The organism is Streptomyces sp. NPDC013455 (genome assembly GCF_040632975.1).
Lineage (GTDB): Bacteria > Actinomycetota > Actinomycetes > Streptomycetales > Streptomycetaceae > Streptomyces.
Genome location: NZ_JBEYCX010000020.1, coordinates 138,304 through 158,787, shown reverse-complemented (window position 1 = coordinate 158,787; position 20,484 = coordinate 138,304). Strand labels below are relative to the sequence as shown.

2 protein-coding genes are annotated in these 20,484 nt (G+C 75.3%); both read right to left on the bottom strand.

Features of this window, described 5'->3' with window-relative positions:
- A partial coding sequence (locus ABZ576_RS27795; protein WP_360746458.1) for a beta-ketoacyl synthase N-terminal-like domain-containing protein occupies window positions 1-4,360 on the bottom strand: 4,360 nt, incomplete at its 3' end.
- Window positions 4,361-4,432: 72 nt separating this feature from the next.
- Complete coding sequence (locus ABZ576_RS27790) at window positions 4,433-20,449, bottom strand: type I polyketide synthase (protein ID WP_360746455.1); 16,017 nt, start codon at window positions 20,447-20,449, stop codon at window positions 4,433-4,435.
- Window positions 20,450-20,484: the final 35 nt, after the last annotated feature.

The following is a 20,484-nucleotide window of genomic DNA, read 5'->3' as shown; positions in this document are numbered from 1 at the left end:
CCAGACCCTCCACCCCCGGCCCGACCCCGACCACCACCCCCGCACCCTCACTCCCGATCCCCCACTGCCCCGGCACCATCCCCAACGCCACCAGCACATCCCGGAAATTCACCCCCGCCGCCCGCACCGCCACCCGCACCTGACCCGGCCCCAACACCCCCACACCAGCTTCCGACTCCACCACACCCACCCCCTCCAACAACCCCGACCCACCACACCCCACCCGCCACCCCGACCCTCCCGGCAACACCAACCCCCCACCCACACGCCCCAACCGCGCCACCCACACCCCACCACCACGCACCACCACCTGCTCCTCCCCACACACCACAGCACCCCCCACAACACCCCACACCTCACCCGACACATCAGCCGGCGCATCAGCCGACACCCCACCAACCCCCACCACATCCCGGCCCACGTCCACCAGAACAAACCGGCCCGGATGCTCCACCTGCGCAGAACGCACCAAACCCCACACCGCCGCCCCCGCCACATCCACCCCACCCTCACCAGGACCAACAACCACCGCACCACGCGTCACCACCACCAACCGCGCAGGCTCCGGATGGTCCTCCGCGAGCCAGCCCTGCACGGCCTCCAACGCAGCAGCCGTCACATCGGCCACCTCACCACCCGGGCACTCCCACACCGTGAACTCCGGCACACCACCATCACCCCGCGCCTCCCACGGAACCCACTGCACCTCGAACAACGCCCCACGCCCAGCCGCCAGTCCCGCCAACGACACCGGTCGCAGGACGAGGGAATCCAACGAGAAGACCGGCGCGCCCGCGTCATCGGCCACCCGCAGAGCCACCGTCGTACCGGCCTCGTCCGCAGGCGTCATACGCACCCGCAGCCTGCTCACACCCCGCGCATGCAGCGACGCACCACTCCACGCATACGGCAGGCACTCCTCGGAAGCCACCAGTCCGGCGAGCTGAACAGCAGCATCCAGCAGCGCCGGATGGATCCCGAACTCCCCGCAACTGACCAGCACTTCGTCCGGCAGCCCGACCTCGGCCACCAGCGACTCACCGCACCGCCAAGCCCCTGCCAGCCCCTGGAAGACGGGCCCGTAGACGAACCCGGCGTCCGCCAACCGGTCGTAGAACCGGTCGAGATCGACAGGCTCGGCACCCGCAGGCGGCCAGACGCCGGCCAAGAGCTCGTCCCCGACCGGCTGACCGACAGCAGACGCGCTCAGAGCGCCTTCCGCCTGCCGCGTCCACACACCGTCACTCCAGTCGTCACCCACCGACCGCGCGTACACGCTCAGCGCACGACGTCCGGACTCGTCCACCGCCGCGACCACCATCTGGATCATCACGTCACCCGCCTCGGGGATGACGAGCGGTGTGTGGAGCGTCAGTTCCTCCACGCGGGGGCAGCCGGTGCGTTCACCGGCATGCAGGGCCATCTCCAGCAGCGCGGCACCAGGAAGCAGGACCGTACCGGCGACGGAGTGGTCGGCGAGCCACGGATGAGTCGCCAGTGACAACCGACCGGTGAACACCACGGCGTCACCGTCGGCGAGTTCGACCAGGGCTCCCAGCAGAGGGTGCTCACTCGCCTGGACCCCCGCGGCCGCCAGGTCTCCCGCGCCGGGCTGCGCATCCAGCCAGTAGCGGGTGCGTTGGAAGGGGTAGGTGGGCAGGTCGAGGTGGGGGGTGGGCCGGGTGTGGTGGGCGGTCCAGGTGACGGTGTGGCCGGTGGTGTGGGCTTGGGCGAGGGCGGTGAGGAGGCGCTCGGTGTCGTTGTCGTGGCGGCGCAGGGTGCCGATGGCGGTGAGGTGGTCGCCGTGGTCGGCGATGGCGGGGGTGAGGGTGGGGTGGGGGCTGGTTTCGATGAAGGTGTGGTGGCCTTCGGTGGTGAGGGCGGTGACGGCCTGGGTGAAGCGGACGGGCATGCGCAGGTTGCGGTACCAGTAGCCGGCGTCCAGGGCGGTGGTCTCCAGCCAGCCGTCCTGGACCGTCGAGTAGAACGGCACCGCCGACTCAACCGGGCTGATGTCACCCAGCACATCGAGGAGTTCGTGTTCGATGGTCTCGGTGTGGGGGCAGTGGGAGGCGTAGTCGACGGGGATGCGGCGGGCGCGGGTGCCGGTCTCGGTGCAGTGGGTGAGGAGTTCGGCCAGGGCGTCGGTGTCGCCGGAGACGGTGGTGGCGTACGGACTGTTGCCCGCCGCCACCCACAACCGCCCCGCCCACCGAGCCCCGATCAACTCCTCGACCACACCCACCGGTTGCGCGATGGAGGCCATGCCGCCCAGGCCGCGCAGCGCGGCCAGGGCGCGGCTGCGCAGGGCGACCACCTTCGCCGCGTCCTGGAGAGTGAGCGCGCCGCAGACGTGGGCCGCGGCGATCTCGCCCTGCGAGTGCCCGAGGACGGCGTCGGGTTCGATGCCGTAGGAACGCCACAGCGCCGCCAGGGACACCATGACGGAGAAGAGGACGGGCTGGACGATGTCGGCCTGTTCCCATGCCGGGTCCTCGGCGTCGCGGTGCAGCATGCCGGTGAGTGACCAGGACACGTACGGCGCCAGCGCCTTCTCGCACGCCTCGATCCGCTCCGCGAACACCGGCGAGGTGTCCAGCAGGTCCAGGCCCATACCCGCCCACTGCCCACCCTGCCCCGGAAACACAAACACCACCCCACCGCGCCCGTCCACCGCCCTGCCCCGGACGACGGCCGGATCGGGCTCACCCGAAGCGATCGCTCCCAGCGCCCGCACGAACTCCGCACGCCCGGAAGCGACCACCACCGCACGGTGCTCCAGCACCGCCCGCCCCCGCGCCAACCCCGCACCCACCGCCACCGGCCCGGCCTCGGGGTTCTCCCGGACGAAATCCCGCAGTGCCGCCGCCTGTGCCCGGAGCGCGGGCTCGGAGCGGGCGGAGAGTACCCACGGGAAGGGCGGTTCGTGGTCCGCCGTCGCTGCCTCCTCGGGGATGACGAGCGGGGCCTCTTCCAGGATCACGTGGGCGTTGGTGCCGCTCACCCCGAACGACGACACTCCGGCGCGCCGTACCCGGCCCTCTTCCGCGGTCCACGGCCGGTCCTGCGTGAGCAGCCGCACGGCGCCCGTCGACCAGTCCACCTGCCGTGAGGGCTCATCGACGTGCAGGGTCCTGGGCAGCGTCCCGTGGCGCAGGGCCATCACCATCTTGATGAGTCCGCCGACGCCCGCCGCGGCCTGCGCGTGGCCGATGTTCGACTTCACCGAGCCCAGCCACAACGGCGTTTCCGGCGGCCGTGCTTGCCCGTAGGTGTCGAGCAGGGCCTGGGCCTCGATCGGGTCGCCCAGCGTGGTGCCCGTCCCGTGCCCCTCCACCGCGTCCACGTCCGCGGGCCTCAAGTCCGCGTCGGCCAGCGCCTCACGGATCACCCTTTCCTGGGAGGGGCCGTTGGGGGCGGTCAGGCCGTTCGACGCGCCGTCCTGGTTGACCGCGCTGCCCCGCACCACGGCCAGTACCGGGTGCCCCGACCGCAGGGCGTCCGAGAGCCGTTCGAGGAGGAGCATGCCGACGCCCTCGCCCATGCCCGTGCCGTCGGCGGCCGCCGCGAAGGACTTGCAGCGCCCGTCCGTCGACAGCCCCCGCTGCCTGGAGAACTCGACGAACAGGTGCGGGGTGGACAGCACGGTGACGCCGCCCGCCAGGGCCAGGTCGCACTCGCCCGCGCGCAGTGACCGGCAGGCGAGGTGGAGGGCCACCAGGGAGGACGAGCACGCCGTGTCGACGGTGACCGCCGGGCCTTCGAGGCCGAGCGTGTAGGCGACGCGTCCGGAGGCGACGGCGCCGCCGCTGCCGTTGCCGATGTAGCCTTCGAACCCTTCCGGGATGGTCGTCAGGCGGGCCGCGTAGTCGTGGTACATCATCCCGGCGAAGACGCCCGCCCGCGTTCCGCGGGCCGAGGAGGGGTCGATCCCGGCCCGTTCGAACGCCTCCCAGGAGGTTTCCAGCAGGAGTCGCTGCTGCGGGTCCATGGCGAGGGCCTCGCGGGGCGAGATGCCGAAGAAGCCGGCGTCGAACTCGGCGGCGTCGTGGAGGAATCCGCCGTGGCGGGTGTAGGTGGTGCCGGGGTGCTCGGGGTCGGGGTGGAAGAGCTTGCCGAGGTCCCAGCCGCGGTCCGTGGGGAACTCGTCGATCGCGTCCCCGCCCGATGCCACCAGTCGCCACAGGTCCTCCGGCGAGCGGACCCCGCCCGGGAAGCGGCAGGCCATGCCCACGATGGCCAGCGGTTCCCGGGTGGCCTCGGCGGCGGCGGTGAGCTGTTGGTTGTGCCGCCGCAGTGTCTCGTTGGCCTTCAGGGATGCCCGCAGCGCCTCTACGAGCTTCTCGCTGGGCGTAGCCATGGGTGTCTCCAAGTCTGGTGGTGCCGAGTACGGGGAGGGGGAGGCCGGTGGTGGGGAGGGGGGGGGAGTGCGTCAGTGGGGCCCGTCGGCGAGGTCGGTCAGCCATGCGTGGACGTGCCGTGCGGTGGCGTCCGCGTACTGTTCGAGCATCGTGAAGTGGTTGCCGTCGACGTCGTGGACGGCGTGCGGCCGTCCCCACGCCGGGGGCGGCTCCTCGCTGTCGCGGGCGCGGAGGAAGAGCGCGGGTGTCGTGAGGTCGGGTGGCCGCCAGCCGGCGAAGATGCGGAAGTAGCCGCCCATGGCGACCAGGCGGGCGTAGTCGAGGTCCACGAACTCGGTGACCCGGTCGAAGATCTCGTTGGTGAGGGCGGCCGCGACGGGCTTCATCCCTTCGTCGGGCAGGTAGGCGTCCATGGCGATCACGGCTCGCGGCGGGACGCCCAGCTGTTCGAGGCGGCTGGTGACGGCGTAGGCGAACCAGCCGCCCGCGGAGTGTCCGGCGAGGGCGAAGGGCGCTCCGTCGGTGTGGCGGAGGACGGCCTCGGCGAACAGCTCGGTGACGGTGCCGACGTCGGCGGGGAGGGGTTCGCCGTCGATGAAGCCGGGTGCGGGCAGATACCAGACGTCGCGCAGCCCGTCGAGGGCGGCGGCGAACCGCGAGTACTGGTAGACGCTGGAGACGGCGGCGACGGTGGGCAGGCAGATCAGCGGGGGGCTGGTGTCGCCCTGGGCGATCCGGACGAAGGACGGCGTGGGCACCGCCGTGGGGTCGGTGAAGGCCGGCCGGAAGGCGGAGGCCGCGGAGAGCAGGGCCATGGACTCCTCGACGCGCCCGCTGTCGTGGCCGATCCAGAAGAGTGCCTCCACGGTGTCGGCGGACGGTCCGGCGCCGGTGTTCTCCCGGGTGTCGTCGGTCCGCGCCGTCTGCGGCGTCCGTGCCTCGGCGGCGGTCACGTCCGCGGCGAGCTGCGCGGCCAGGTGGTCGGCCAGGGCCTGGGGGGTGGGGTGGTCGAAGACGAGGGTGGTGGCCAGGCGGAGGCCGGTGAGGGCGTTGAGGCGGTTGCGGAGTTCCACGGCGGTCAGGGAGTCGAAGCCCAGCTCGCGGAACTCGTCGTCGGGCGGCACCGTGTCGGTCCCGGAGTGGCCGAGGACGGCGGCGGCGTGGGTGCGGACCAGCTCGGCGAGGACGGCGGCGCGTTCGGCGGGCGTGGGGGTCGCGGCCAGCCGCTCGCGCAGTTCGGCGGGGGCGTCGGTGGCGACGGCGTGGTCGGCGGTCGGGCGGGCGGGGGTGCGGACCAGCCCGCGCAGGACGGGCGGCAGCGTGCCGGTGGTCGCCTGTCGGTGCAGGGCGCCCGGGTCGAGCGGGGTGGCGAGCAGCAGGGGTTCGTCGCGGCCGAGGGCGGTGTCGAGGAGGGTGAGCCCGTGCGCGTCGGTGAGGGGGAGCAGTCCGCCGCGGGCCATCCGGGCGAGGTCGGCCGTGGCGAGGTGTCCGGCCATGCCGCCGGCTTCGGCCCAGCGCCCCCAGGCGAGGGACTGGCCGGGCAGGCCGAGGGCGTGGCGGTGGTGCATCAGGGCGTCGAGGAAGGCGTTGGCTGCCGTGTAGTTGCCCTGGCCGGGGCTGCCGAAGGAGGCGGCCGCGGAGGAGAACACGACGAAGGCGTCGAGTTCGGTGTCGCGGGTGAGCTCGTGCAGGTGTGCGGCGCCGTACGCCTTCGCGCTCAGGACGGCGTCCAGGCGGTGGGGGGTCAGTGAGGTGAGGATGCCGTCGTCCACGACGCCCGCGGTGTGGATCACGGCCCGGAGCGGGTGCCGGGCCGGGATCCCGGCCAGCAGTGCGGCGACGGCCGTGCGGTCGGCGATGTCGCAGCCGACGACCGTGACCTTCGCCTGCGACTCGGCGAGTTCGGCGACGAGTTCGCCGGCGCCGGGTGCGGTGGGGCCGCTGCGGCTGGTCAGCAGCAGGTGCCGGACGCCGTGGTGGTGGACGAGGTGGCGGGCGACGAGCCGGCCGAGGTAGCCGGTGCCGCCGGTGATGAGGACGGTGGCGTCGGGGTGCCGGTGGACGACGGGTTCGCTCCGCGTGTGGGCCGGGACCCTGGCCAGCAGCGGGGTGTGGGCGGCTCCGCCGCGCAGGGCCGTCTGGGGTTCGGCGGAGTGCAGGGCGGCGGTGAGGGCGTGCCGGCTGGCGTCGGTGTCGTCGAGGTCGACGAGGAGGAACCGGCCCGGGTGCTCGGTCTGCGCGGACCGGACCATGCCCCAGACGGCGGCGTGGGCGAGGTCGGGGACTGCTTCGCCCGGTGTCGTGGCCACGGCGCCGCGGGTGACGAACGCCAGGCGGGAGTCGGCGAACCGCTCCTCGGCGAGCCAGCCCTGGAGCAGTTCCAGCGCCCGGGTGGTGGCCTGCCGGGTGGTCTCGACCGGGTCGGTGGTGGCGTCGCCGGGTTCGCAGTGGACGACGACCACGTCGGGCGGGCCGTCGGCCGCGAGCTCCGCCAGGTCGGCGTACTCCCGTGCGCCGGGGGTGCCGGGGTGGGCCGGGCCCGAGCCGAGTACCGCCCGGACGGGGTGCGCCGGTGCCGCGGCGGGGAGTGGCGCCTTTGGCCAGTCGAGGTGGAACAGGGCGTTGTGCGTGTCGGTCCGGGCCGCTCGGAGCCGGTCGGCCGTGACCGGCCGGAAGGCCAGGGACGCGGCCGTGAGGACGGTCCGGCCGGCCGGGTCGGTGGCCGTCAGCGCGATCGTGTCGGGCGAACGGCGGCTGAGGCGGACACGGAGCGCCGACGCGCCGGAGGCAGCCACCGTGACGCCGTTCCAGGAGAACGGCAGCCAGCCGTGGCCGTCGGTGGTTCCGGCCTCGGCGAAGCCGGGGACGACGGGGTGGAGGGCCGCGTCGAGCAGCGCCGGGTGGACGGCGTAGCGTCCGGCGTCGCCGGCCGGGCCGTCGGGCAGGGACACCTCGGCGTACAGCTCGCCGCCGTCCCGCCACAGGGCGCGCAGGCCCTGGAACGCGGGTCCGTAGCCGAGGCCGGCGCCGGCCAGCGTGTCGTACCAGTGGTCGAGGTGCACCGGTGTGGCGCCGGTGGGCGGCCAGGGCCCGGCGGGGGTGCCGACGGGGGTGCCGGCGGTGGACCGGCCGCGGGTCAGGACGCCGGTGGCGTGGCAGGTCCAGTCCGCTCCGGTCAGCGCGGTGGGCGGGGTGAGGGCGTCGTCCTGGCGCGCGTGGAGGGCGAAGGTGCGCCGTTCCGTGCCGTCCGGCGTCGTCTCGGGCTCGCCGACCGTGAGTTGGAGGAGTACCGAGCCGCGTTCGGGCAGGGCCAGCGGGACCTGGAGGGTGAGTTCCTCGACGGCCGTGCAGCCGGCTTCGTCGCCCGCGCGTACGGCGAGTTCCAGGATGGCCGTGCCGGGGAGGAGGACGGTGCCGAACACGGCGTGGTCGGCGAGCCAGGGGTGGGTGCGCAGCGAGATCCGGCCGGTGAGCAGGAGTTGCTGGGACTGCGGGGAGCCGGCCAGGGCCACCGCGGAGCCGACCAGGGGGTGAGCGGCCGCGGAGAGTCCGGCGGCCGCGACGTCCCGGGCCGTCGTCGATGCGGGGTCCAGCCAGTAGCGGCGGTGGTCGAAGGCGTAGGTGGGCAGGGCGAGGTGGCGGGCCCGGGCCGGCACGGCGCCGGTGACGGCGGTCCAGTCGACGGCCGTGGCACGGTGGACGTGGAGCCGGGCGAGTGCGGTGAGCAGCGCCTGCGGCTCGGGGACGTCGGCGCGCAGCAACGGGATGGGCGGCGCGCAGGACGCATCGTCCGGGCACTCCTCCAGGCACTCCTCGGCGAGGGCGCAGAGGGTGCCGTCGGGGCCGAGTTCGAGGAAGGTGCGGACGCCGTGCTCGTGCAGGCGGCGGACGGCGTCGCCGAAGCGGACGGTGTGACACACCTGGCGGACCCAGTACTCGGGGTCCGTGAGTGTGGCGGCGGGGGCGAGGTCGCCGGTGACGGTGGAGACCAGGGGGATGGTCGGCTCGGTGTAGGTGACGGCGGCCGCGGTGCGCCGGAACTCCGCCAGGACCGGTTCGGTGAGAGGGGAGTGGAAGGCGCGGTCGGTGGTCAGGCGCTTGGTGCGGATGCCGCGGGCGGCGAGGGCGGCCGCGGCGTCCAGCACGTCCGGCTCGGCGCCCGACAGCACGACCGAGCGCGGCCCGTTGACCGCGGCGACGGCCAGCCGTGCCGTCCGTCCTTCGAGCGTCCGGGCCGCTTCGGCCTCGCTCGCGCGGACCGCCACCATCGCTCCGCCCGACGGCATCCGCTCCTGCATCAGGCGGGCCCGGGCGGCGACCAGCCGGGCGGCGTCGGCGAGCGTGAGCACTCCGGCGACGTGTGCGGCGGCGAGTTCGCCGATCGAATGGCCGGCGATGTGGTCCGGGCGGACTCCGGCGTGCTCCAGCAGCCGGAAGAGCGCGACCTGGAGGGCGAACAGTGCCGGCTGGGCGTCGCCGGTACGGTCCAGGGGTGCGGCCGTGTCGAGGAGCAGCGGGCGCAGAGGGCGGTCGAGCAGGGGATCCAGCTCGGCCAGCACCTGGTCCAGCGCCTCGGCGAAGACGGGCTGGGCCTCGTACAACTGCTTTCCCATGCCGGGCCGTTGGGTGCCCTGGCCGGAGAAGAGGAAGGCCAGTTTGCCGCGCGAGGGTCGGGCCGGGGGCGCGATCAGCCCGGTCGCGGGCGTGCCGTCGGCGAGGGCCTGGAGGGTGCGCAGGAGGTCGTCGCGGTCGCCGGTCACCAGCGCCGCCCGCCGGTCGAGGACCGGCCGGGTGGTCAGGGCGCATGCGACGTCGCCGAGCCGGACGTCCGGGTGGGTGGTCAGGTAGGTGTGGAGCCGTCGGGCCTGTGCGCGCAACGCGGACTCGGTCTTCGCCGAGAGGAGCCAGGGCAGCGGCGGCGCCGGGTTGGGGGTGGGGGTGGGGGTGGGAGCAGTGGCAGGAGGGGCGCCGGGGCGAGTGCCGGTGGCGTCGCTGGTGCCGGTGCCCGTACCGGCACCGCCGCCGGTGCCCGTACCGCTTCCCCTGCCGGTCTCGGTGCCGATCCCGGTCCCGGTCTCCGTGCCGGGCGGTCGGGCGTCGTACGGGGGCTCCCCCAGGGCGTCGTACGGGGGCTCCCCCAGGGTGTCGTACGGGGGCTCCCCCAGGGTGTCGTGCGGGGGCTCCCCCAGGGTGTCGTGCGGGGGCTCCTCCAGGGTGTCGTGCGGGGGTTCCTCCAGGATCAGGTGCGCGTTCGTGCCGCTCACCCCGAACGCGGAGATGCCCGCACGGCGGGTGCGGTCACCGCGCTGCCACGGCACCGCTTCCGTCAGCAGCCGTACCCCGCCCGCCGACCAGTCCACGTGGGGTGCCGGCTCGTCGATGTGCAGGCTCGCCGGGAGCGCCTCGCCGCGCAGCGCCATCACCATCTTGATGACCCCGGCCACGCCCGCCGCCGCCTGGGCGTGGCCGAGGTTGGACTTCACCGAGCCCAGCCACAGCGGCCGCTGCCCCGGCCGGTCCCGGCCGTACGTGGCGAGCAGCGCCTGCGCCTCGATCGGGTCGCCGAGCGTGGTGCCCGTCCCGTGCCCCTCGACGGCGTCCACGTCGGCGGCCGCCACGCCCGCGTTGGCGAGGGCCTGGCGGATGACGCGCTGCTGCGAGGGGCCGTTGGGCGCCGTCAGGCCGTTGGACGCACCGTCCTGGTTGACCGCGCTGCCCCGCACCACCGCGAGGACGCAGTGCCCGAGCCGCCGCGCGTCGGAGAGCCGTTCCAGCAGCAGGACGCCGACGCCCTCGGACCAGCCCACCCCGTCCGCCGCCGCCGCGAACGCCTTGCACCGGCCGTCCGGCGACAGGCCCCGCTGCCGCGAGAACTCCACGAACGCGCCCGGCGTCGACATCACCGTCACCCCGCCGGCCAGCGCCAGCTCCGACTCCCCCGACCGCAGCGACTGGCACGCCAGGTGCAGCGCGACCAACGACGACGAACACGCCGTGTCCACCGTCACCGCCGGGCCCTCCAGGCCGAAGGTGTAGGACAGCCGCCCGGAGAGCACGCTCCCGGAGACCCCGGTGAGCGCGTAGCCCTCCAGGTCCTCGCCGCCCTGCCGGACGAGGTCGGCGTAGTCCTGGTTCGCGACTCCCGCGAAGACGCCGGTGCGGCTGCCGCGCAGCTCCGCCGGATCGATGCCCGCCCGCTCCAGCGCCTCCCAGGACACCTCCAGCATCAACCGCTGCTGCGGATCCATCGCCAAAGCCTCACGCGGCGAGATCCCGAAGAACCCCGCGTCGAACTCCGCCGCCCCGGACAGGAAACCACCCCACCGCGTGTACGACCGTCCCGCCCGGCCCGGCTCCGGATCGTAGAGCGCCTCCAGATCCCAGCCCCGGTCCACCGGGAACTCCCCGATCGCGTCCCCACCCGAAGCCACCAGCTCCCACAACTCCTCCGGCGACCCCACACCCCCCGGGAAACGGCACCCCATCCCGACGATCGCGATCGGTTCGTCGGCGTTCGAGGGGGTGACGGCCGGTGCCGGGGCCGCCGGGGCCGTCCCGCACAGTTCGTCCCGGAGGAACCCGGTCAGCGCGAGCGGGTTGGGGTGGTCGAAGACCACCGTGGTCGGCAGCCGCAGCCCGGTGGCACCGTTCAGGCGGTTGCGCAGTTCGACGGCGGTGAGCGAGTCGAAGCCGAAGTCGCGGAAGGCGCGGTCCTCCGGGACGGCGTCGGCGTCCCGGTGTCCGAGGACGGCGGCCGCGTGGCCGCGGACCAGTTCGAGCAGGGCCTCGGTCCGGGCCTGTGGTGCGAGCGCGGCGAGCCGGTCGCGCAGGGCGGTGCCGTGGGCCGGGGCGTGGCCTGCGGTGCGGGCGAGGGCCCGCACCTCGGGAAGGTCTTCGGTCAGGGGCGTACGACGGCCGGTGGCGCCGGTGTGGGCGGTGAAGCGCTCCCAGTCGATGTCGGCCACGGTCAGGCCGCTCTCGCCGTGGGCCAGTACCTGGGCGAGGGCGGCGAGTGCGCGTTCGGGGGCCAGCTCGGCCAGGCCCCTGCGGCGGAAGCCGGCAGCCGCGTCCGGCCGGGCGGCGGCGCCGTGCCCCGCCCAGGGGCCCCAGGCCACCGCGGTGGCCGGCAGCCCGAGGCCGCGCCGGTGGGCGGCGAGCGCCTCCACGTACGCGTTGGCCGCGGTGTGGCCGCCCTGGCCGGCCGAGCCGAAGGTCGCGGCGGCGGAGGAGAAGAGGAGGAAGGCGGAGAGGCCGGCGTCCCGGGTGAGCTCGTGCAGGTTCCGCGCGCCGGCCGCCTTCAGCGCCAGCGCCTGCTCCAGTCGCCGCGGGGTCAGGACGTCGAGGGTGCCGTCGTCGACGGTCCCGGCGGCGTGGACGACCGCACCGAGCGGGCAGTCGGCGGGAACGGCGGTGGCGAGCAGGTCGGCGAGCGCCGCCCGGTCGGTGATGTCACAGGCCGCGCGCGTCACCTCGGTGCCGGGGACGGCCGGCACGCCGGTGTCCCCGAAGCCGTCGCCGGAAGCGTTGACCAGCAGGAGGTGTTCGGCCCCCCGTTCGGCCAGCCACCGGGCCAGGTGGGCGGCCGGCTGGTCGGCGTCGGCGTCCTCGCCGGTGATCAGGACGGTGCCGCGCGGCAGCCACTCGGCCGGCTCGGCTGCCTCGGTCGCCTCCGTGCGCGGTGACGGTGCACGCACCAGACGCCGTACGAACACCCCGGACGCCCGGACGGCGAACTCGCCCTCGTCGTCCGGGTCCGCCAGCACCGCGAGCAGGCGTTCCACCGCCCGCTCGTCCACCACCGGCGGCAGGTCGACCAGGCCGCCCCACCGGTCCGGCACCTCCACGCCGGCGACCCGGCCCAGCCCCCAGACCACGGCCGCGCCGGGATCCGGCAGCGGGTCGCCCTCCCCCACCGACACCGCTCCGCGCGTCACGCACCACACCGGTGCCCCGGCGGCCCCGGCCGCCTGGAGCAGGGTCAGCGCCCGGCCGGCGGCCGGAAGTCCCCCGCACAGCACCAGGATCCCGCGCGGGGCGTGGTCCGTCACGGCCTCGGCGAGCACCTCCCGGTCGGTGCACGCGGTGTGGACGGCGCGCAGTCCGCGGCGTGCCAGCTCGTCCCGCACCGGTGTGTGCCACGTCTCCTCGGAGGCGCCGACCACCAGCCACGTCCCGGGCGGAACCGGTGCCGCAGCGGTCCGGGCCAGCGGCTTCCACACCGGCCGGTACCGCCATCCGGCCACGAGGTCGCGTTCCCGGGCCGCCCGCCGCCAGGCGCCCAGGGCGGACACCACGGAGCCGAGCGGTGCGTCCTGGTCGACGGCGAGCAACCCGGCCACGGCCGCGGGGTCCGCCCGCTCGACCGCCTCCCACAAGGGGCCGTCGGCGGTCCCGGCGGCCGCGGTGGCCGATGGCGCCGGCTCGGTCACGTCGAGCCAGAAGCGCTGCCGCTCGAACGGGTACGTGGGCAGTTCCACCCGGTGCTCGGCACGGGCGGGCCCGCCGCCCAGCACCGTCGTCCAGTCCACTCCCACCCCGCGTACGAACAGCTCCGCGGCGGAGTCCAGGAACCGGCGCAGGCCGCCCTCGCCCCGGCGCAGCGAGCCGACGACGAGGCTGTCGGGCACGCCGAGTTCGTCCAGCGTCTCCTGGACGCCGACGGCGACGGCCGGGTGCGGGCTCGTCTCGACGAAGACGGTGAACCCGTCGCGGGCGAGCGCCCGGGTGGCGTCCCGGAACCGCACGGTCTCGCGCAGGTTGCGGTACCAGTACGCGGCGTCGAGTCCGGTGCCGTCGACGGGTTCGCCGGTGACGGTGGAGTAGAGCGGGATGTCGGCGGGACGCGGGGTGACGGGGGCGAGGAGGTCGTGCAGGCGGTCGCGGACGGCCTCGACCTGCGGCGAGTGCGAGGCCCAGTCGACCTTCAGCCGCCGGGCCGGGACCCCGTCCCGGGTCAGCTCCTCGACCAGTGCGGTGACCGCCTCCGGCGCGCCGGAGACCACGGCCGACCGCGCGCCGTTGTCGGCGGCGACCACCAGGCTCGGGCCCCAGGCGGCGAGCCGGGGTGCGAGTTCGTCCGCGGGGAGGCCGACGGAGGCCATGGCGCCCTGTCCGGCGAGCGCGGCGAGCGCCTGGCTGCGCAGGGCGGTGACGCGGGCCGCGTCCTCCAGGGAGAGGGCGCCGGCGACGCAGGCCGCCGCGATCTCGCCCTGGGAGTGCCCGGCGACGGCGTCGGGGTGGACCCCGCAGGAGCGCCAGAGCGCCGCCAGGGAGACCATGACCGCGAAGAGCACGGGCTGGACGACGTCGACCCGGTCCAACGGCGGGGCGTCCGGTCCGCCGCGCAGGACGCCGAGGAGGTCCCAGTCCAGGTAGGGGTGCAGCGCCTCGGCACAGTCGGTCATGCGGGCGGCGAACACCGGTGAGGTGTCGAGGAGTTCGGCGGCCATGCCGTCCCACTGGGTGCCCTGGCCGCCGAACAGCATCGCGAGTTTGCCGTCCGCCGCCGGGCCGGTGCGGCCGGTCACCACGGCGGCCGTCGGCAGGCCGGCGGCGAGGGCGTCGAGTCCGTTCCGCAGGCCGTCGAGGTCGTCGGCGAGCACGACGGCGCGGTGCTCGAACACCGCCCGCCCGGCCGCCAGGGCACGGCCGGTCCGGACCGGGTCCGGCTTCTCCCGCCGGGCGTGGTCACCGAGTCGGCGCGCCTGGGCGCGCAGCGCGGAGGCGGTCTTCGCCGAGACCACCCAGGGCACGACGGCGGGTCCGGTCCCCGGATCCGTGCCGGTCCCGGTGGGCGGTTCGTCGTGGGCCGGCGGTTCCTCCAGGATCACGTGGGCGTTCGTGCCGCTCACCCCGAACGCGGAGATGCCCGCACGGCGGGTGCGGTCACCGCGCTGCCACGGCACCGGGTCGGTCAGCAGCCGTACCGTGCCGCCGGACCAGTCCACGTGCGGGGTCGGCTGGTCCACGTGCAGGGTCCTCGGCAGCGACTCGTGCCGCAGCGCCATGACCATCTTGATCACGCCGGCCACTCCCGCCGCGGCCTGCGCGTGCCCGAGCTGCGACTTCACCGACCCCAGCCACAGGGGCCGTTGCGGTGCGCGTTCCCGGCCGTACGTGGCGAGCAGCGCCTCCGCCTCGATCGGGTCGCCGAGCGTGGTGCCCGTCCCGTGCCCCTCGACGGCGTCCACCTCGGCGGCCGGCACGCCCGCGGCGGCCAGCGCCTGGCGGATCACGCGCTGCTGCGAGGGGCCGTTGGGCGCCGTCAGGCCGTTGGACGCACCGTCCTGGTTGACCGCGCTGCCCCGCACCACCGCCAGCACCCGGTGACCGTTGCGCTCGGCGTCCGACAGGCGCTCCAGCAGCAGGACGCCGACGCCCTCGGACCAGCCCACCCCGTCCGCCGCCGCCGCGAACGCCTTGCACCGGCCGTCCGGCGACAGGCCCCGCTGCCGCGAGAACTCCACGAACGCGCCCGGCGTCGACATCACCGTCACCCCGCCGGCCAGCGCCAGCTCCGACTCCCCCGACCGCAGCGACTGGCACGCCAGGTGCAGCGCGACCAGCGACGACGAGCACGCCGTGTCCACCGTCACCGCCGGGCCCTCCAGGCCGAACGTGTAGGACAGCCGGCCCGAGGTGACGCTGTTGGACAGGCCGGTGAGGGCGTAGCCCTCCAGGTCGGCCGTGCCGCGCCGGACGAGGTCGGCGTAGTCCTGGCTGCACGTGCCGGCGAAGACGCCGGTGCGGCTGCCGCGCAGGTCCGCCGGATCGATGCCCGCCCGCTCCAGCGCCTCCCAGGACACCTCCAGCATCAACCGCTGCTGCGGATCCATCGCCAAAGCCTCACGCGGCGAGATCCCGAAGAACCCCGCGTCGAACTCCGCCGCCCCCGCCAGGAAACCACCCCACCGCGTGTACGACCGTCCCGCCCGGCCCGGCTCCGGATCGTAGAGCGCCTCCAGATCCCAGCCCCGGTCCACCGGGAACTCCCCGATCGCGTCCCCACCCGAGACCACCAGCTCCCACAACTCCTCCGGCGACCCCACACCCCCCGGGAAACGGCACGCCATACCGATGACGGCGACCGGCTCGTCGGCGCTCCCGACGGCGGCGGCCGGCACCGGTGGCACCGGGGCGGTGCCCGCGTCGGTGCCCAGCAGCGTGCCCAGGTGTCCGGCCAGGGCGGCCGGGCTGGGGTAGTCGAAGACCAGCGTGCTGGGCAGCCGCAGGCCGGTCGCCGCGTTGAGGTGGTTGCGCAGTTCCACGGCGCTGAGCGAGCCGAAACCGAGGTCGCGGAAGACGTGGTCGGGCCGGATGGCGGCGGCGGTACGGTGGCCGAGCACGGTGGCGGCGTGGGTGCGGACGAGGTCGAGGAGTGTGCGTGCGCGCTCGGCCGGGTCCAGGGCGGCGAGTCGCGCGCGCAGCGTCCCGGACGGCTCCGGGGCGGCGGCCGGCAGGGCGCGGGCCGCTTCGGGGATGTCCGCGATCAGCCGGGCGGGGCCGCCGGTGGCCGCGCCGGCGAGGCGTTCCCAGTCGATGTCGGCGACGGTCAGGCAGGTCACGTCCTGGTCCAGCACCTGGCCGAGGGCCGTCAGCGCCGAGCCGGCGTCCATGGGCCGGACCCCGCGGCGCCCGAGGTGTGCCGCCGCGGCCGCCTGCCCGGCCATGCCGTCGCCGGCCCAGGCGCCCCATGCCACCGCCGTACCCGGCAGCCCGAGGCCGCGCCGGTGCCGGACGAGTGCCTCCACGTACGCGTTGGCGGCCGCGTAGGCGCCCTGGCCGCCGGAGCCGAGGGTCGCTGCGGCGGAGGAGAAGACGAGGAAGGCGGAGAGGCCGGCGTCCCGGGTGAGCTCGTGCAGGTTCCGCGCGCCGGCCGCCTTCGCCCCGAGGACGCGGGCCAGGCGGTCGGGCGTCAGCGTGTCCAGTACGCCGTCGTCCAGGACGCCGGCGGTGTGCACCACCGTCCCGAGCGGGCAGTCGGCGGGCACGGCGGAGGCGAGCAGGTCGGCGAGCGCCGCCCGGTCGGCCACGTCGCATGCCGCGATGGTCACCCGGGCGCCCGCGGAGACGAGTTCGGCCCGTAGCGCCGCCGCGCCCTCGGCCTCCGGGCCGCTGCGGCTGACCAGCAGCAGGTGCTCCGCGCCGCGCCGGGCCAGCCACCGGGCGACGTGTCCGCCGAGTTCTCCGGTGCCGCCGGTGATCAGCACGGTGCCCCGCGGCCGCCATCCGCCGGCCGTCTCCCGCAGGGCCGCGCGCACCAGCCGCCGTACGTACGCGCCCGACGGGCGGACGGCGAACTCCTCCTCGCCGTCCGGATCGGCGAGCACGCCCGCCAGACGGTCCGCCGTCCGCTCGTCGACGACGGGCGGCAGGTCGAGCAGGCCGCCCCACCGGTCCGGCAGTTCCCGGCCGGCGACCCGGCCGAGGCCCCACACCGGGGCGGCGTCCGGGTCGGACAGCGGGTCCCGGTCGCCGACCGACACCGCACCCCGGGTCACGCACCACACCGGTGCCGGGACGTCGGCCAGTGCCTGGATCAGCGTCAGCGTGCCCCCCACGGCGTCGTCGCAGAGCGCAAGCACTCCGGTCGGCTCCTCGTCGCCGAGCGCCTCGCGCAGGCGCGCGCCGAGGGTCTCCCGGTCGGCGCGGGCCGCGTCCAGGGCCACCGTGCGGACGCGGGCGCCGGACCGCTCCAGACCCGCGGCCACGGCCACGGCGGCCTCGGCGTGCCCAGCGCATCCGAGGTACCGACCGTGCCCGGACCGCCCTGCGTGCTCCTCGTCCTCGACATGCTCGGCGCGCTCGGCGTGCCCGGCGTCCTCGGCGTGCCCGGTCTCCTCGGCGTGCTCCTCGTCCTCGGCGTGCCCGGCGTGCCCGGCGTGCCCGGCGTGCCCGGCGTGCCCGGCGTGCCCGGCGTGCCCGGCGTGCCCGGCGTGCCCGGTGTGCCCGGCGTGCCCGGCGTGCCCGGTGTCCTCGGCGTGCCCGGTGTCCTCGGCGTGCCCGGTGTGTTCCGGTGTCACCAGCAGCCAGGTACCGCTCCCGGTCACCGCGTCGGGGCGGGACAGAGGGCGCCATTCCTCCCGGTACAGCCACGTCCCGACCGTCTGCCGCGTCCGGGCCGCCCGGCGCCACTCGCCCAGCGCCGCCACCACGGAGCTGAGCGGCGCGTCCTCGTCGACCTCCAGCAGCGCCGCCACCTCGGCGGGTTCCGCCCGGTCGACCGCCTGCCACAGCGGTCCGTCGGCGGTCGTGGCCGCCGCGGCCCGCGGCTCGCCCGCGTCGAGCCAGTACCGCTCGCGCTGGAAGGCGTACGTCGGGAGATCCACGCGCGGCCGGGCGACGGCGGGTCCGGGGCCCAGTACGGCGGTCCAGTCCACCCGCGTCCCGCGCACGGCCAGCCCGGCCACGGCGGTGAGCACGGACCTCTCCTCGGGACTGTCGGGGCGCAGGGCGGCCAGCAGGGCGGCATGGTCCCCGAGGGCGTCCTGGCCGAGGGCGGTGAGGACACCGTCCGGGCCGAGTTCGAGGCAGGCCGTGACCCCTTGCGCCCGGAGCCAGGCGAGGCCGTCGCCGAAACGGACGGTGTCGCGGGCGTGCCGCACCCAGTAGTCCGGGGTGCCCATGGTCTCGAAGGGGAGCGGGTCGCCCGTGACGTTGCTGACGACGGGGATGGCCGGCGGGCCGAAGGAGACCTGTGCGGCGGCGCGGCGGAAGTCGTCCAGGACGGCGTCCAGGTGCGGGGAGTGGAAGGCGTGGCTGGTGTGCAGCCGTCGGGTCCGGCGGCCCTCGGCCGTCCAGCGTCCGGCCAGCAGGGAGACGGCGTCCTCGTCGCCGGAGAGGACGACCGCGCGCGGACCGTTGACCGCGGCGAGGTCGACGCGGTCCGCGAACTCCGCGATCAGCGGGCGGACTTCGTCCTCGGCGGCTTCGACGGCGATCATGGCCCCGGTGCCGGGCAGGGTCTGCATCAGCCGGCCGCGGGCGGCCACGAGGGCGGCCGCGTCGGCCAGGGACAGCATCCCCGCGACGTGTGCGGCGGCGAGTTCGCCGACGGAGTGCCCCAGGACGTAGTCGGGTGTCACACCCCAGCTCTCGACGAGCCGGTAGAGCGCGACCTCCAGGGCGAACAGGGCTGGTTGGGCGTACTCCGTCCGGTCGATCAGCTCGCTCTCGGGTGAGCCGGGGGCGGCGAACACGACTTCGTCCAGGGTGTGGCCGGCCGCGCCGAGCGGGCCGAACCGCGCGCACACCTCGTCGAAGGCGCGCGCGTAGACGGGGAACGTGCGGTGGAGCTCCCCGCCCATGCCCGCCCGCTGTGTGCCCTGGCCCGGGAAGAGGAACGCCAGCGGGCCGGGGGTGGTCGAGGTGCCGCCGACGACCTCCGGCGCGGGCCGGGCCGCGGCGAGGGCGTCGAGACCGTGCCGCAGGCCGTCGGGACCGTCGGCGAGTACGACGGCCCGGTGCTCGAACACCGCCCGTTCGGCCACCAGGGCCCGGCCGATCTCGGCCGGGTCCGCCTCCCCGCGCCGGGCGAGGTGGCTCAGCCGCCGCGCCTGCGCGCGCAGGGCGGACTCGGTACGTGCCGAGAGGAACCACGGCACGACGGCCGGTCCTGTCTTGTCGGGTGCCGGCCGTTCGCCGGCCGGCGGCGCCTGCTTCGGGCCGGGTGGCGGCCCCGGGCGCCCGGAGCGGTCGGCCGGTGGCGCCTCCTCCAGGATGACGTGCGCGTTCGTTCCGCTCACCCCGAAGGAGGACACCCCCGCTCGGCGCACGTGTGCGTCGTCCCAGGGCCACGACCGCGGCCGTGTCAGCAGCCGGACGGCGCCGCCGGACCAGTCGACGTGCGGTGACGGTTCGTCGACGTGCAGGGTCTGGGGCAGCACGCCGTTGCGGAGCGCCATCACCGTCTTGATGATCCCGCCCACGCCCGCCGCCGCCTGGGCGTGCCCGATGTTCGACTTCACCGAGCCCAGCCACAGCGGGCGTTCGCGCGGGCGTTCGCGGCCGTACGTGGCGAGCAGCGCCTCCGCCTCGATCGGGTCGCCCAGCGTGGTGCCCGTGCCGTGGCCCTCCACCGCGTCCACGTCCGCCGGTGACAGCCCCGCGCTCGCCAGCGCCTGCTGGACCACCCGCTGCTGCGAGGGGCCGTTGGGTGCCGTCAGGCCGTTGGACGCACCGTCCTGGTTGACCGCGCTGCCCCGCACCACCGCCAGCACCCGGTGACCGTTGCGCACGGCGTCCGACAGGCGCTCCACCAGCAGCATTCCGACGCCCTCGGACATGCCGGTGCCGTCGGCCGCCGCCGCGTACGCCTTGCACCGGCCGTCCGGTGCCAGCCCCTGCTGGCGGGAGAACTCCACGAGCACGGTGGGCGTGGACATCACGGTGACGCCGCCGGCGAGTGCCAGTGTGGACTCGCCCGACCGGACGGACTGGCAGGCCAGGTGCAGCGCCACGAGGGACGAGGAGCACGCGGTGTCCACGGTCAGGGCCGGGCCCTCGAACCCGAAGGTGTAGGCGAGCCGTCCGGACAGCACACCGGCCGCGTTGCCGTTGCCGAGGTAGCCCTGGAGTTCGTCCGGGACGCAGAGCAGGCGGGAGGCGTAGTCGTGCGACATGGTCCCGGCGAAGACGCCGGTGCGGCTGCCGCGCAGCTCCGCCGGATCGATGCCCGCCCGCTCCAGCGCCTCCCAGGACACCTCCAGCATCAACCGCTGCTGCGGATCCATCGCCAAAGCCTCACGCGGCGAGATCCCGAAGAACCCCGCGTCGAACTCCGCCGCCCCGGACAGGAAACCACCGCACCGCGTGTACGACCGTCCCGCCCGGCCCGGCTCCGGATCGTAGAGCGCCTCCAGGTCCCAGCCCCGGTCCACCGGGAACTCCCCGATCGCGTCCCCACCCGAGACCACCAGCTCCCACAACTCCTCCGGCGACCCCACACCACCGGGGAAGCGGCACGCCATGCCGATGACGGCGACCGGCTCGTGCCGGCCGGACTCGACCTGTTCCAGCCGGCGCCGGACGCGCAGCAGGTCGGCGGTGGCCCGCTTGAGGTACTCGCGGAGCATTTCCTCGTTGGCCATGACCGGGAACTCCTCACCGCTGCACTGGAGATGGC